We start from the raw sequence: 14965 nt of genomic DNA, 5'->3' as shown, positions 1-14965 counted from the left end.
GTTCGCCAGGGCCGCGACCATCATGAATCAGCGGCGGGCGCGGGGGACGTGCCGGCGGTAGGCGCTCACCGTCGGGTCGCCGGTGAGCCAGAACCGCCACGGCACGTCGTGGGCGCCGGTCACCCCGACCCGGGGACCGGCGGAGATCGCCGCGTCGGGCACCGGGTCCGGCGCCGGGCGCAGCCGCACCGCACCGTCGGCGAGCAGGTCGAGGCCGTAGGCGGAGCGGTCGATGCCCAGGGTGGCGCAGAGCCGGGCCGGGCCGCGCGCCAGGTCCACGTCCCGGCGTACGGCGGGACGGCGGGCCCGGGCGGCGTCGAGGCCGTCGATCACCTCACCGGCGCGCAGCAGCACCGCCGACGCCTCCCCCTCGACCCCGGTCACCACGTTCACGCACCAGTGCATGCCGTAGGTGAAGTAGACGTAGGCGTGCCTGGCGGGGCCGAACATCACCGCGTTGCGCGGGGTGCGTCCCCGGTACGCGTGCGACGCCGGATCCCCGGCGGTGCCCGCGTACGCCTCGACCTCGGTGAGCCGGACGGTGACCCCGCCGGCGGAGAGCAGGCAGCCGAGCAGGCCGTGCGCGGCCGGCTCCACCGGGCCGGCGAGCAGGTCGGCCAGGGCGTCGAGGTCGGTGCCGGTCATCGCGTCGGCCGGGGGCGGGATCGTACGGGCATCGGCCGAGGATATCCGTCCCGTCGAGCCCGAAAGCACTGTCGGCCTGCCGACTGTGATCGCCCGCAACCGACCACCCCGCCCGGCCGTGTATCCGCTGTCATCGCAGCACACCACACCGAAGGGACCCCCTCATGAACCTCACCGGAATCCGCGGTCGGCTCGTCGCCGGCGCCGTGCTCGCCGCCAGCGCCTCGCTGGCCCTCACCCTGCCGGCCGGCGCGGCCTCCGCGGCCGAGTCCACCTCGACCGTGACCGTCGCCGACACCGGGACGCTGGACGCCAAGGGCGCGGTGGCCTACGTGCCGGTCAGCCTGACCTGCGGCGCGGGATACTCGGCCAGCCTGGAGGTGAGCCTCACCCAGAACGTGGGCAGCGGCATCACCACCGGCACGACCCCCGTGTACCGGATCACCTGCGACGGCACCGCCCAGCAGTTCGTCGTGCCGATCACCCCGGACGTCCGGGCGTTCAAGAACGGCGTCGCGTACGCCAGCGCGAAGGCCTCCATCTGCGACCCGATGTTCATGTGCGAGACGCTCGTCGACGAGGGCGCCATCCAGCTCACCAAGTAACACCGCGCGCACCGGGGCCGGCGGGAACACGAAGCGGGAGGTGCTTCCGCCGGCCCTGCCCCGCACGATGTCGCGGCGCTCACGGCATGCCGGGGGCGGATTACAGATTAGGGCAGCCTTACCTTAGAGTGGGTCGGCGTGACGCCCCTGCCCGAGCTGCTGCCGGCCACCGACGCGGCGCCTTTCGTCCACGACCTCGCCACCCACGGCGACCGCCCCGCCCTGATCACCGCCGACGGCACGATCTCCTACACCGAGCTGGCCACCCGGGTCGAGGAGGCCGCCCGGCGGCTCGGCCCGCAACGGCGGCTGGTCCTGGTCGCCGGCGCGAACACCGTCGAGGCGCTGGTGGCCTACCTGGCCGGGCTGCGCGGCGGCCACCCCGTCCTGCTGGTGCCCGACTCCGGCCCGGCGACCCGGACCCTGGTCGAGGCGTACGACCCGGACGTGGTGATCGGGCCGGTCGACGGGACCTGGACGATCGAGGAGCGCCGCCGCGGCACCGCCCACGAGTTGCACCCCGAGCTGGCGTTGCTGCTGAGCACCTCCGGCTCGACGGGCTCGCCGAAACTGGTCCGGCTCTCCGCCGCCAACCTTCAGGCCAATGCCGAGGCGATCGCCGGCTACCTGGGCATCCGGGACACCGACCGGGCGGCGACCAGTCTGCCGCCGCACTACTGCTACGGCCTGTCCGTGGTCAACAGCCACCTGACGCGGGGCGCCGCGCTGATCCTCACCGGGCTCTCCGTCGCCGACTCCTGCTTCTGGGACCTGTTCCGCGCCGCCCGGGGCACGACGTTCGCCGGGGTGCCGTACACCTTCGACCTGCTGGACCGGGTCGGCTTCGCCGGCATGGACCTGCCGCACCTGCGCTACGTGACCCAGGCCGGTGGGCGGCTCGCTCCGGCGACCGTGCGCCGCTACGCCGAGCTCGGCCGCCGGCACGGCTGGGACCTGTTCGTCATGTACGGGCAGACCGAGGCGACCGCCCGGATGGCGTACCTGCCGCCGGACCTGGCGCGCACCCGGCCCGAGGCGATCGGGGTGCCGGTGCCGGGCGGGGAGTTCCGGCTCGCCCCGGCGCCCGACCAGCCCGACGGCGTCGGCGAACTGGTGTACGCCGGCCCGAACGTGATGCTCGGCTACGCCGAACGCCCCGCCGACCTGGCGTCCGGGCGTACCGTCGACGAGCTGCACACCGGCGACCTGGCCCGCCGCGGCCCGGACGGCCTGTGGGAGATCGTCGGCCGGCGCAGCCGGTTCGCCAAGATCCTCGGCGTGCGGGTCGACCCGCAGTCGGTGGAGGGCCTGCTGGCGCGGCACCGGGTCGAGGCCGCCTGCCTGGGCGCCGACGACGAGCTGGTGGTGGCCGTCGCCGGTGACGCCACGCCCGCCCGGGTCCGGCGGCTGGTCGCCGACGAGGTCGGCCTGCCACCGCGCGCGGTCCGGGTGCTCCCGGCGCCCCGGCTGCCCCGGCTGGCCAGCGGCAAGGTCGACTATCCGGCGCTGCGGGCCCACGCCGAGGCGCCCGAACCCGCCCCGCCCGCCGCCGCGCCGACCGCCGACCACGACCTGTGCCGGCTGTACGCCGAGGTGCTGGAACGGACGGACGTCACCCCGGAGCACAGCTTCGTCGACCTCGGCGGCGACTCCCTGTCGTACGTGGAGATGTCGGTCCGCCTGGAACGAGTCCTCGGCCAGCTCCCGCCGGACTGGCACACGCTGCCGATCGCCGCGCTGCCCGTCCGGCCCGCCGCGCGACCCCGGCGGCGGGTCCTGGAGACCAGCGTCGCCCTGCGGGCGGCGGCGATCGTGCTGATCGTCGGCTCGCACATCCCGCTGTTCCACCTGACCGGCGGGGCGCACCTGCTGCTGGCGGTGGCCGGGTTCAACTTCGCCCGGTTCCAGCTCACCGACGTCAGCCGACGGGACCGGCTGCGACAGATTCGCGCCGCGCTGGCCCGGATCGTGCTGCCCACCATGGTCTGGATCGCGGCGGTGATGGCCCTCACCGACCAGTACCGGCTGAGCACGCTGCTGCTGGTCAACAGCCTGGTCGGGCCGGCGGACGGGCGCACCGAGTGGCACTTCTGGTTCATCGAGGGACTGGTCTACGTCCTGCTCGGCACCGGCGCCCTGCTGGCCCTGCCCGCGGTGGACCGGTGGGAGCGGCGCTTCCCGTTCGCGCTGCCGGTCGCGCTGGCCGGGCTCGGCCTCCTCGGCCGGTACGACGTGTTCGGCCTCGACGCCCGCCACGACCTTCCCGGCGGCGTGGTGGCGTTCTGGCTCTTCGCGCTCGGCTGGGCGGCGGCCCGGGCCCGCGGCACCCGGCAGCGGCTGCTGGTGACGGTGGCGGCTGCGGCCACCGTGCCGGGATTCTTCGGCGAGCCGGCCCGGGAGGCGCTGATCGTCGCCGGGTTCGCGCTGCTGGTCTGGCTGCCCACCGTGCCGAGCGTGGGGACGGTGAACCGGCTGGCCGGGGTGCTCGCCGGCAGCTCGCTCTACGTCTACCTGACCCACTGGCAGGTCTACCCGCACCTGCGGGACCGGCCGCTGCTGGCGTTGGTCGCCTCGCTGGCGGCCGGCGTGGCGTACGGGCTGCTCGTCGAGCAGGCCTGGCGGTGGGCAGCCCGCCTCCGGTCCCGCCGGACGGCTGCGGGATAGCCGCCGGGTTGTCACAGGGGCGCGGCAGACTGCCTTCGGTGCACACCGCCGACGGGAGGGCGCGATGAGGCGCGAGGAACTGCTGGCGTACTGCCTGGGCAAGCCGGGGGCCTGGCTGGACCGGCCCTGGGAGGCCGACGAGGTGGTGAAGGTCGGTAGCAAGATCTTCGCCTTCCTCGGCGCACCCGACAGCCAGCCCCGGGTCTGGGCCAAGTGCGGGCCCGACCGGGTGGTGGCCGACGAGTGGCTGCACCGGTTCCCGGGCGAGGCCACCGCTGCCCCCTACCTCGGGCGGTACGGCTGGAACGCGCTGCGGCTGGACGGGTCGATCCCCGACGAGGACCTGCTCGACGCGGTCGACGGCTCGTACGACGCGGTGCTGGCCCGGTTGCCGCGCCGCGAGCGACCCTGACCCGACCCTGAATTCGGCGGCCGGGGGCACCGGCGTGCGCCTAGACCTGCTAGCTTTTCTTGGCATGTGCAGGTTTTCGTTGTGAGTGCCGAGCCGACGGGTGACGAACTGCTGGCGGTGCTCGGCACGCTCGCCAATCCGCACCGGCTGCGGGTGATCGCCGCGCTCACCCGCGAGCGCACCTACGTCAGCCGGCTCGCCCGCGACCTCGGGATCAGTCGGGCGCTGCTCCAGCTGCACCTGCGCAAGCTGGAGGCGGCCGGCCTGGTCACCGCCCAGCTCGAACTCTCCCCCGACGGCAAGGCGATGAAGTTCTATGAGGTCACCCCGTTCGCCTACCGGCTCACCCCGCAGGCCATCGCGGCGGCGGCCCCCACCCTGAGCAGCGACGACGCAGAGAAAGGCACCCGATGATGGACGGACACGAACTGGCGGAGGTCGTCGGCGCCGTCGGCATGTTCACCCTGGCCACGGTCCTGCTCGTCGCGGTCGTCACCCGGATCGCGCCGCGCTGGCGTACCCGGGTCGGCACGGCCCGCGACGCCGAGTACCGCGCCCTGGCCGAGAGCTCGGTACGCGCCCAGGAGGAGCTGGCCCGGCAGCTCACGGCGATCGGCGCCCGCCTGACCGACGTCGAGGGCCGGATGTCGTCGGTGGAGCGCGTCCTGCGCGACGTCGAGTAGACGGCCTCCCACGCCGACCCTCCGTGTCGCCGGGTTGCAGCCCGGCTACCGCGGATCACCACCGCCCGAGGGATGCCGGGCCGTCGAGTTGCAGCTCGACGGCCCGGCGGGGCGGGCATCACCTCGCCGACGGCGAGTTCTCAGCGCGACGACCCGTCCACGGAAAGGACAGCAGTCCATGCTGCGCGAACGCAAATCGACGCTCCACCCACCGCCGGACGCCGGACCCAGGCCACTCACCGAACGGCTGGTCACCTGGTCGGTGCGGCACCGGGCCCGGGCGATGGCCGGCTGGCTGGCCCTGGTCGCGGCGGCCGTGCTCGCCGGCGTCCTGGTCACCGGCGACGGCGCGCCGCCGGTGGACCCCGGCGAGGCCGGCACGGCACGCCGGGTGCTGGACGCCCAGGGCGGCTACGAACCGATCCAGGAGAACGTGCTGGTCCGGGCCACCGACCCCGCCGGACCACCGGCCGCCACCGACCCGACGGTACGAGCGGCAGTGGCCGACCTGGTCCGGACGCTGCGCGCCCTTCCCGCGGGCGGGGTGACCGTCGCCGACCCCCTCGACGCCCCCGACCGGGTCTCCGCCGACCGTCGCGCGCTGCTGGTCGGCTTCGCCGTCGACGGCGGGCTCGACGAGCGGCTGGTCCGTTACGACGCCGCCACCGCCGCCGTCGGCGACGTCGCCCGCCGGCATCCGGGCGTACGCCTGGCGCAGGCCGGCGACCGCAGCCTCGCCCAGGCTGTCGACCAGGGCGTCAAGGGGGACTTCGCCCTCGCCCACCAGTTGTCGCTGCCGCTGACGGTGCTGATCCTGCTGGTCGTCTTCGGCTCGCTGGTGGTCGCCGCGGTGCCGTTGCTGCTCACCCTGACCGCGGTCGCCGCGACGCTGGGCCTGCTCCAGGTGGTCGACCAGTGGTTGCCGATCAACAGCGTGACCGCGCCGATGGTGCTGCTGATCGGCATGGCGGTCGGCGTCGACTACTGCCTGTTCAACCTGCGTCGGCTGCGGGAGGAACGGGCCGCCGGACACGACCTGGGCACCGCCCTGGCGATCACCGCGCGAACCTCGGGGCGGGTGGTGCTGGTCTCCGGGGCGACCGTGATGGTGTGCCTGTGCGGGCTGCTGCTGACCGGCATCTCGGCGTACCGGGGTGCGACGCTCGGCATCGTGCTGGTGGTGGGCGCCACCGTGCTCGCCTCGGTGACCGCCCTGCCGGCCCTGCTGGCGCTGCTCGGCGACCGGGTGGACCGGCTGCGGGTGCCCTGGCCGGGCCGGCGGCGCACCGCCACCGCCCCGTCCCGGTTCTGGACGGCGGTGGCCGTCCGGGTGGTCCGCCGCCCGCTGCTGTGGACGCTCGCCGGGGCCGCGCTGCTGGTCACGCTGGCCCTGCCGGCGCTGCGGATGCACCCGCAGGACGCGGCCGTGGTGGACAGCCTGCCCCGCACCGTGCCGACCGTCGACGCCGCCGTACGCATGCAGCGGGACTTCCCCGGCGCCGCCGCGCCGGCCCGGGTGGTGCTGTGGCGCCCGGACGGCGCAGCGGTCGCCGGTCGACCCGAGGTCGACGCCGCCGTGACCGACCTGCGGGCGCGGATCGCCGGCGGCGTTCCCGGGCTGGCCGGCCCGGTCACCGTGGCCACCGTCGACCGGGCGCTGGTGGTACGGGTGCCGCTGGCCGGCTCGGGCACCGACCGGGCGTCGGAACGGGCGCTGGCCACGCTGCGCGGCGAGGTGCTGCCCGCCACCGTCGGCCGGGTGGACGGGGTCGAGCACGCGGTCATGGGTCGGACGGCGTTCGCCCACGACTTCACCGAGCGGATGACCGGGCGGGCGCCCCTGGTGGTCGGCGCGGTGCTGCTGCTGGCCTTCGCGCTGCTCACCGTCACCTTCCGGACCCTGGCGGTGCCGCTGGTGTCCATCGCGCTGAACCTGCTGTCGATCGGCGCCGCCTACGGGGTGCTCACCTGGGCGTTCCAGGACGGGCACCTGGCCGGCCCGCTGGGCTTCACCCCGTACGGCGGGGTGGTCGGCTGGCTGCCGCTGTTCATGTTCGTCCTGCTCTTCGGGCTGAGCATGGACTACCACCTGTTCGTGCTCAGCCGGATCCGGGAACGCTGGGCGGCCGGCGCGGCCCCCGGCCCCGCCATCGTGGCCGGTGTGGGACGCGGCGCGGGCGTGGTCAGCAGCGCGGCCACCGTGATGGTCGCCGTCTTCGCGGTCTTCCTCACCCTGAGCGCGATCGAGTACAAGATGCTCGGCCTGGGGATGGCGGTGGCGGTGCTGGTCGACGCCACCCTGGTCCGCGGGGTGCTGCTGCCGGCGGCGCTGGCGCTCTGCGGCGACCGGGCCTGGGGTCGCCGGCCGGCCGGGCCACAGTGGACGTCGACCACCCCTATGCTCGCCACCGGTGCGCCGAACACGGCGCCGGAGCGCGAGGAGAACAGGTGAGACGTCTCATCGGTGCGGTACTGGCCGCCGTCCTGCTGACCACCACCGCCTGGAGCGGCCCGGCCGCGGCGGTCACGCCGGTCACCGGGGCGATCTTCAACAACCCGACGGTGGCGGGCAGCGAGCGGGTCATCGTCGACCACATCGTCTCGCTGATCGACGGCACCCCGTCCGGCGCGGAGATCAGCGTCGCCATGTACGCCTTCGACGAGCAGCCGGTGGCCGACGCGCTGATCCGGGCCGCCCGGCAGCGGGGCGTCCGGGTGCGGGTGGTGCTGGACGCCACCTACCGCACCCGGACGCCGGCCCTGGCGCTGGCCAGCGCGACGACCGGCCTGGGCACCGACACCACGGCCGGCTCGTGGCTGAAGGTCTGCGCCACCGACCTGGCCTGCGTCTCGGGCGCGCCGGCCAGCGTCAACCCGATCAACCACAACAAGTTCTACCTGTTCTCGTCCACCGGCGGCGCGTCGAAGGTGCTGGTGCAGTCCTCGGCGAACCTGACCTCGCTGAACACCGGCAGCTACTGGAACAACGCGGTGACCATCGTGAACAACGGGCCGATCTACGACGCCTACCGGGCGTACTTCGGGGACCTGGCCAAGGCGCTGCACAACGACAGCGACTACTACCGGATGACCTCGTCGGACCCGGTGAAGTCGTACTTCTTCCCGCGCGCCGGCGCCACCGCGGACACCGACACCATCGTGGAGGTGCTGAACAACGTGACCTGCCCGGGCAACGACCCCGGTTACGGCACGGTAGACGGATACACCAAGATCCGCATCGCGGCGTGGAAGATCACCCGCGAGGCGATCGCCGACAAGCTCCGCGCGCTGGCCAACGCCAACTGCTGGGTGGACATCGTCTACGGCACCCTAAGCAGCGGCAGCGCCTCCGCGCTTGCCCACCCGCGGATCAAGACGTACCAGCTCAACAAGGCCGACGGCGAGCTGGTCCACTCGAAGTACCTGCTGATCGAGGGGACGTACGCGGGCCGGGTGAACACCAAGTGGGTCTTCACCGGCAGCCACAACTACGACGACTCGTCGCTGCGGGAGAACGACGAGGCGATGCTGCGGATCAACTCCTCGGCCATCCACGACCAGTACCGGAGCAACTTCTGGGCGATGCGCGACTCCGCCCAGCTCTGAGCGGACGGCTACGCGGCGCGCGGACCGTCCCGCGCGCCGCGTCGTGCCGTCGGAGCCCTAGCGGGGTACGACCCGCTCGGCGGCCCACTCCCGCCAGCCGGCCAGCTTGTCCGCGGCGGCGGCCAACTGCTCGGCCACCGGCCCCGGGCCGGTCGAGCCCGGGGTGGTGCGGGCCGCCAGCGCCGACCGCACCGAGAGCACGTCGCGCACCGACGGGTCGAGGTGCTCGCTGACCGCGGCCAGGTCCTCGTCGGAGACCTCGTCGAGGGCGCACTCCCGGGCCACGCAGAGCGCCACCAGCTTCCCGGTGATCTCGTGCGCGTCGCGGAACGGCACGCCCTTGCGGACCAGCCAGTCGGCGACCTCGGTGGCGAGGGAGAAGCCGACCGGCGCGGCGGCGACCAGCCGGTCCACCCGTACCGTCATCGTGGAGATCATCCCGGCCAGGGCCGGCAGCAGCAGTTCCAGGGTGTCGACCGCGTCGAAGGCCGGCTCCTTGTCCTCCTGCATGTCCCGGTCGTAGGTCATCGGCAGACCCTTGAGCATGGTGAGCACGCTCATCAGCCCGCCGACCAGCCGGCCGGACTTGCCCCGGGCCAGCTCGGCGATGTCCGCGTTCTTCTTCTGCGGCATGATCGACGACCCGGTGGCGAACGAGTCGTCCAGCTCCACCCAGCCGAACTCGTGCGAGGTCCAGAGCACCACCTCCTCGCCGAGGCGGGACAGGTGCACCCCGACCATGGCGGTGGTGAAGAGGAACTCGGCGACGAAGTCCCGGTCGGCGACCGCGTCCATCGAGTTGGCGAACGAGGTCCGGAAGCCCAGCTCCCGGGCCACCGCCACCGGGTCCAGCGGCAGCCCGGAGCCGGCCAGCGCGCCCGCGCCGAGCGGGCTGACCGCCGTCCGGTGGTCCCAGTCCCGCAGCCGTTCCAGGTCGCGCAGCAGCGGCTGCACGTGGGCCAGCAGCCAGTGCCCGAAGGTGACCGGCTGGGCGTGCTGGAGGTGGGTCATCCCGGGCGCGGCCGTGTCCACGTGCCGCTCGGCCTGCTCGACCAGCGCCTCGGCCAGCTCGACCAGCCGGGCGGCCACGCCCCGGGCGTGGTCGCGCAGATAGAGCCGCAGGTCGGTGGCGACCTGGTCGTTACGGGACCGGCCGGCGCGCAGCTTGCCGCCGAGGCTGCCCAGGCGCTCGAGCAGGCCCCGCTCCAGGGCGGTGTGCACGTCCTCGTCGTCCACGGTGGGGCGGAACTGCCCGGAGGCGCAGGCCGCCTCCAGGTCGTCCAGCGCCGCCAGGATCTTCCCGAGTTCCTCCGGGTCGAGCAGGCCGGCGCCGGCGAGGACCCGGGCGTGCGCCCGGGACCCGGCGATGTCGTACGGGGCGAGGCGCCAGTCGAACTGGACACTCACCGACAGTCGGGCCAGGGCCTCGGCGGGGCCGCCGGCGAACCGGCCACCCCACAGGCTCGTCCGGTTGGTGGCGGCGCTGTTCTCGGTCAGGCTCTTGTCGTCCACGCCGCCCATTGTGGTGCCCATGCTCAGGAGCCACCCAGCCGGGCGTCCCGCGCGGCGGCCATCTTGCTGGGCAGGCCCCACAGCTGCACGAAACCCTTGGCCAGGGACTGGTCGAAGGTGTCCCCGGTGTCGTAGGTGGCCATGCCGAAGTCGTAGAGGCTGGCCTCGGAGCGCCGGCCGGTGACGGTGGCCCGCCCGCCGTGCAGGGTCAGCCGCACCTCGCCGGTGACGTGCCGCTGGGCGTCGTCGATGAACGCGTCCAGCGAGTCCTTGAGCGGGGAGAACCAGAGGCCGTCGTAGACCAGCTCGCCCCAGCGCTGGTCCACGCCGCGCTTGAACCGGGCCAGGTCCCGCTCCACGGTCACCGCCTCCAGCTCCTGGTGGGCGGTGATCAGGGCGATCGCGCCGGGGGCCTCGTACACCTCGCGGCTCTTGATGCCGACCAGCCGGTCCTCGACCATGTCGAGCCGGCCGACGCCCTGGGCGCCGGCACGCCGGTTCAGCTCCAGGATCGCCTGGTACGGGGTGACCGTCTCGCCGTCCACCGCGACCGGCACGCCGGCGTCGAAGGTGATCACGACCTCGTCGGCGTCGCGCTCCTGCGCCGGGTCGGAGGTGTACGAGTACAGGTCCTCGATGGGCGAGTTCCAGATGTCCTCCAGGAAGCCGGTCTCCACCGCGCGGCCCCACAGGTTCTGGTCGATCGAGTACGGCGACTTCGCCGACACGTCGATCGGCAGGCCCTTCTCCTCGGCGAAGGCGATCGCCTTGTCCCGGGTCCAGGCGAAGTCCCGGGCCGGGGCGACGATCTTCAGGTCGGGCGCGAGCGCGCCCAGGCCGACCTCGAAGCGGACCTGGTCGTTGCCCTTGCCGGTGCAGCCGTGCGACACGATGGTGCCGCCGTGCTTGCGGGCCGCGGCCACCAGGTGCTTGACGATCAGCGGCCGGGACAGCGCGGAGACCAGCGGGTAGCGGTCCATGTAGAGGGCGTTGGCCCGGATCGCCGGGAGGCAGTAGTCGGCGGCGAACTCGTCGCGCGCGTCCACCACCTCGGACTCGACGGCGCCGCAGTCCAGCGCCCGCTGCCGGATGGCGTTCAGGTCCTCGCCGCCCTGCCCGACGTCGACCGCCACCGCGATGATCTCGGCGCCGGTCTGCTCGGCGAGGTACGGAATGGCCACGGAGGTGTCGAGACCCCCGGAGTAGGCGAGAACGACCCGCTCGGTCATGGTGTGGTGCTCCCTTCAACGTTGTCTTCCCGGCGGGCCCACCCGGCGAGCTGGTCGCCGAGCGCGGCCCCGCCGTCGGCCGCGCGGGCCACGACGAGGATGGTGTCGTCGCCGGCGATGGTGCCGACGATCTGGGGCAGGCCCGCCCGGTCCAACGCGCTGGCCAGGTAGTGGGCTGCGCCCGGCGGGGTACGCAACACGGCGATGTTGCCGCTCGCGTCGACCCCGTTGAGCAGCTCGCGCAGCAGCCGCACCAGCCGGGCCGGGGCGGCCTCGGCGTCACGCAGCGGCCGGTGGCCGTCCTCGGGGATCAGGTAGACGCCCCGCCCGTCGCCGCCGCGCGCGGTGACCGCGCCCAGCTCCTTGAGGTCCCGGGACAGGGTGGCCTGGGTGACCTGGATGCCGTCACCGGCGAGCAGGTCGGCCAGCTCGGTCTGGGAGTGGATCGCCTGGTCGCGGATCAGCTCGACGATGCGGGCGTGCCGGGCGGCACGGTTCAGCGGGGCGGTCATGGGGTGGATGCCTCCAGGAGAAACGTCAGCAGCGCCTTCTGGGCGTGCAGGCGATTCTCCGCCTGGTCGAACACGGCGCTCCGCGCCCCGTCGAGCACCTCGTCGGTGATCTCCTCGCCCCGGTGGGCGGGCAGGCAGTGCAGCACGATCGCCGTCGGCCGGGCGTGACCGAGCAGCGCGGCGTCCACCTGGTACGGCCGGAACGGGGTGAGCCGGTCCAGCCCGTCGGACTCCTGCCCCATCGAGGTCCAGGTGTCGGTGGCCACCACGTCGGCGCCCCGGACCGCCTCGACCGGGTCGGTGAGCGTCCGCACCGAGCCACCGGTGCCGCCGGCGATCTTCTCGGCCCGGGCGACGATCTCCGGGTCGGGCTGGAAGCCGGCCGGCCCGGCGACCCGGACGTGCATGCCCGCGGTCGCCCCGGCCAGCAGGTACGAGTGGGCCATGTTGTTCGCCGCGTCCCCGACGTACGCGAGGGTCCGCCCGGCGGTGGCGCCGAACCGCTCCCGGACGGTGAGCAGGTCGGCCAGGAGCTGGCACGGGTGGTACGCGTCGGTGAGCGCGTTGACCACCGGCACGGTCGCGTGCGCGGCGACCTCGGCGATCCGGTCGTCGCCGTGGGTGCGCAGCACGATCGCGGCGACGTAGCGGGACAGCACCCGGCCGGCGTCGCCGAGGGTCTCCCCCCGCCCGAAGTGGGTGACCTGGGTGTCGACCACCAGCGGATGGCCGCCGAGCTCGGCGATGCCCACGTCGAACGAGAACCGGGTGCGCAGGCTCTGCTTGTCGAAGAGCACCGCCACCGACCGTGGCCCGGCCAACGGCTGGTACGCGAACCGGTCCGCCTTCATCCGGGCGGCCAGGTCGAGCACGCTCGACTGCTCGGCCGGGGTGAGGTCGTCGTCGCGCAGGAAGTGCCGGATCACGCGCTCGTCTCCATCGTCGTCGGGGCGGCGGCCGGGGCGAGGTCGGCCGGCGTGGCGGCGTCGAGGGCCGCCGGGAGGGCGGCGAGGAAGGCGTCGGCCTGCCCGGCGGTGAGGATCAGCGGCGGGGCGAGCCGCACCACGTCCGGCTGCACCGGGTTGACCAGGAAACCCGCCTCGCGCAGGGCGTTCGCCACCGGGGTCGCGGCCGGGGCGGTGAGCACGACGCCGAGCAGCAGCCCGGCGCCGCGTACGCCGGCGACCAGTGGGTGGTCGAGCGCCTCGACGCCCCGGCGCAGCCGCTCCCCAACCCGCTTGACGTGGTCGAGCAGCCCCTCGTTGGCGATGGTGGCGATGACGGCGAGGGCGGCGGCGCAGCTGACCGGGTTGCCGCCGAAGGTGGTGCCGTGCGAGCCGGGGCCGAGCAGGTCGGCCGCCTGGCCGAAGGCCAGGCAGGCGCCGATCGGCAGGCCGCCACCGAGCCCCTTGGCCAGGGTGACGATGTCCGGCTCCACGCCCTCGGCCTGGTGGGCGAACCAGTGGCCGGTGCGGCCCACCCCGGTCTGCACCTCGTCGAGGACCAGCAGCGCGCCGTGCGCGGCGGTGATCCGGCGGGCCTGCGCCAGGTAGCCGGCCGGCGGGACGACCACGCCGTTCTCGCCCTGGATCGGCTCCAGGATCACCATCGCGGTGGCGTCGGTGACCGCCGCCTCCAGCGCGGCGACGTCGCCGTACGGGACGTGGGTGACCTCGCCGGGCAGCGGGCGGAACGGGTCGGCCTTGGCCGGCTGGCCGGTGAGCGCCAGGGCACCCATGGTGCGGCCGTGGAAACCGCCGGTGGCGGCGACCACGTGGCTGCGGCCGGTGAGTCGGGAGAGTTTGAACGCCGCCTCGTTGGCCTCCGCGCCGGAGTTGGCGAAGAACACCCGGCCGGGCCGGCCGGCCAGGGCCAGCAGCAGCTCCGCCAGGGCCACCGGCGGCTCGGCGACGAAGAGGTTGGAGACGTGCCCGAGGGTGGCGACCTGCTTCGACACGGCGGCCACCACGGCGGGGTGGGCGTGGCCGAGGGCGTTGACGGCGATGCCACCGAGCAGGTCGACGTACTCCCGGCCGGCCTCGTCGGTGACCACGGCGCCGGAGCCCGCGACCAGCGCCAGCGGCGGGGTGCCGTAGTTGTCCATCATGGTCGCGCCCCAGCGCTCCACCAGGCCGCTCATGACCCGATCACCGAGCCCTCTCCGGTCGCGACTGCGGGGCTCGCAAGCTTGCTCCTCGCGCTCACCATCGTTCCGAATCCTTCCGAGGTGAAGACCTCCAGCAGCGTGGAGTGGGCGACCCGGCCGTCGACCACGTGCGCGGCCGGGACGCCGCCGCGCACCGCGCGCAGGCAGGCCTCCATCTTGGGGACCATCCCGGACTCCAGGGACGGCAGCAGCTTCGCCAGGTCGTCGGTGCTGATCTCGCTGACCAGGCTGGAGGTGTCCGGCCAGTCGGCGTACAGGCCGGCGACGTCGGTGAGGACGACCAGCTTGCGGGCCTGAAGGGCGATGGCCAGCGCGGCGGCGGCGGTGTCGGCGTTGAGGTTGTGCAGCACCCCGTCGGCGTCCGGCGCGACCGTGGAGATCACCGGGATCCGGCCGGCCGCGATCAGGTCGGTCACCGCGGAGCCGTCCACCGACTCCACGTCGCCGACCTGCCCGACGTCGACCGGCTCCCCGTCCACGTACGCCGAGCGGCGCACCGCGGTGAAGAGCCCGGCGTCCTCGCCGGAGAGGCCGACGGCGAACGGGCCGTGCGCGTTGATCAGGCCGACCAGTTCCCGCCCGACCTGCCCGACGAGCACCATCCGGACCACGTCCATCGCCTCCGGCGTGGTCACCCGCAGGCCGCCCTTGAACTCGCTGGCGATGCCGAGCCGGCCCAGCATGGCGGAGATCTGCGGGCCGCCGCCGTGCACCACGACCGGCTTGAGGCCGGCGTAGCGGAGGAAGACCATGTCGGCGGCGAAGGCGCGCTGCAGGTCGGGGTCGACCATGGCGTTACCGCCGTACTTGACCACGACGGTGGCGCCGGCGAAGTCGGCCAGCCAGGGCAGCGCCTCGATCAGGGTCTCGGCCTTCGCCTGGGCCCGGGCCAGGTCCGCGGAGAGACTCATGCTCGAGCCTGCCTTTCGT

14 protein-coding genes are annotated in these 14965 nt (G+C 74.0%); 7 read left to right on the top strand and 7 right to left on the bottom strand.

Features of this window, described 5'->3' with window-relative positions:
• Window positions 1-27: 27 nt before the first annotated feature.
• A complete protein-coding gene (locus tag GA0074704_RS14450; protein ID WP_088971003.1) occupies window positions 28-645 on the bottom strand; it encodes a DNA-3-methyladenine glycosylase in 618 nt (205 codons plus the stop codon).
• Between the two features lie 164 nt (window positions 646-809).
• On the opposite strand from GA0074704_RS14450, the gene GA0074704_RS14445 reads away from it, so the two are divergent.
• The 7 genes from GA0074704_RS14445 to GA0074704_RS14415 all read left to right on the top strand — a co-directional run bounded on the left by GA0074704_RS14445 (window position 810) and on the right by GA0074704_RS14415 (window position 8615).
• Complete coding sequence (locus GA0074704_RS14445) at window positions 810-1250, top strand: hypothetical protein (RefSeq protein ID WP_088971002.1); 441 nt, start codon at window positions 810-812, stop codon at window positions 1248-1250.
• A gap of 138 nt (window positions 1251-1388) precedes the next feature.
• Window positions 1389-3914, top strand: coding sequence for an AMP-binding protein (locus GA0074704_RS14440; protein ID WP_088971001.1), 2526 nt, complete (start codon window positions 1389-1391; stop codon window positions 3912-3914).
• A 64-nt stretch (window positions 3915-3978) separates the two neighbouring features.
• A complete protein-coding gene (locus tag GA0074704_RS14435; RefSeq protein ID WP_088971000.1) occupies window positions 3979-4326 on the top strand; it encodes an MmcQ/YjbR family DNA-binding protein in 348 nt (115 codons plus the stop codon).
• An 81-nt stretch (window positions 4327-4407) separates the two neighbouring features.
• On the top strand, window positions 4408-4740 hold the full coding sequence (locus GA0074704_RS14430) for an ArsR/SmtB family transcription factor (RefSeq protein WP_197697530.1): 333 nt from the start codon (window positions 4408-4410) through the stop codon (window positions 4738-4740).
• Window positions 4737-5009 carry a hypothetical protein gene (locus GA0074704_RS14425; protein ID WP_157743674.1) on the top strand — a complete coding sequence of 91 codons (273 nt, stop codon included), beginning with the start codon at window positions 4737-4739 and terminating at the stop codon, window positions 5007-5009. The genes GA0074704_RS14430 and GA0074704_RS14425 overlap by 4 nt, the downstream gene beginning before the upstream one ends.
• A gap of 178 nt (window positions 5010-5187) precedes the next feature.
• A complete protein-coding gene (locus GA0074704_RS14420; protein WP_088970997.1) occupies window positions 5188-7461 on the top strand; it encodes an MMPL family transporter in 2274 nt (757 codons plus the stop codon).
• Window positions 7458-8615: a phospholipase D-like domain-containing protein gene (locus GA0074704_RS14415; protein ID WP_088970996.1), complete on the top strand. Its 1158-nt coding sequence runs from the start codon at window positions 7458-7460 to the stop codon at window positions 8613-8615. The genes GA0074704_RS14420 and GA0074704_RS14415 overlap by 4 nt, the downstream gene beginning before the upstream one ends.
• Window positions 8616-8672: 57 nt before the next feature.
• Here GA0074704_RS14415 and argH read toward each other — a convergent pair whose 3' ends face one another.
• From argH to argB, 6 genes are read right to left on the bottom strand one after another with little or no spacing between them, the layout of a single operon-like run.
• Window positions 8673-10136, bottom strand: coding sequence for an argininosuccinate lyase (gene argH / locus GA0074704_RS14410; protein WP_088970995.1), 1464 nt, complete (start codon window positions 10134-10136; stop codon window positions 8673-8675).
• Between the two features lie 14 nt (window positions 10137-10150).
• Window positions 10151-11356: an argininosuccinate synthase gene (locus tag GA0074704_RS14405; RefSeq protein ID WP_088970994.1), complete on the bottom strand. Its 1206-nt coding sequence runs from the start codon at window positions 11354-11356 to the stop codon at window positions 10151-10153.
• The gene (locus tag GA0074704_RS14400) at window positions 11353-11868 is read right to left on the bottom strand and encodes an arginine repressor (RefSeq protein WP_088970993.1); all 516 of its coding nucleotides are present in this window, start codon (window positions 11866-11868) and stop codon (window positions 11353-11355) included. The genes GA0074704_RS14405 and GA0074704_RS14400 overlap by 4 nt, the downstream gene beginning before the upstream one ends.
• Entirely contained in the window at window positions 11865-12794 is a 930-nt protein-coding gene (gene argF / locus GA0074704_RS14395) for an ornithine carbamoyltransferase (RefSeq protein WP_088970992.1), read from the bottom strand. Before argF ends, GA0074704_RS14400 begins: the two co-directional genes overlap by 4 nt.
• A complete protein-coding gene (locus GA0074704_RS14390; protein ID WP_088970991.1) occupies window positions 12791-14008 on the bottom strand; it encodes an acetylornithine transaminase in 1218 nt (405 codons plus the stop codon). Before GA0074704_RS14390 ends, argF begins: the two co-directional genes overlap by 4 nt.
• Entirely contained in the window at window positions 14005-14946 is a 942-nt protein-coding gene (argB, locus tag GA0074704_RS14385; RefSeq protein ID WP_088970990.1) for an acetylglutamate kinase, read from the bottom strand. The genes GA0074704_RS14390 and argB overlap by 4 nt, the downstream gene beginning before the upstream one ends.
• Window positions 14947-14965: the final 19 nt, after the last annotated feature.

The organism is Micromonospora siamensis (genome assembly GCF_900090305.1).
In the GTDB taxonomy this organism is placed as follows: domain Bacteria; phylum Actinomycetota; class Actinomycetes; order Mycobacteriales; family Micromonosporaceae; genus Micromonospora; species Micromonospora siamensis.
Note: the sequence above shows the minus strand (reverse complement) of the source record. Positions and strands in the feature narration are given on the sequence as shown.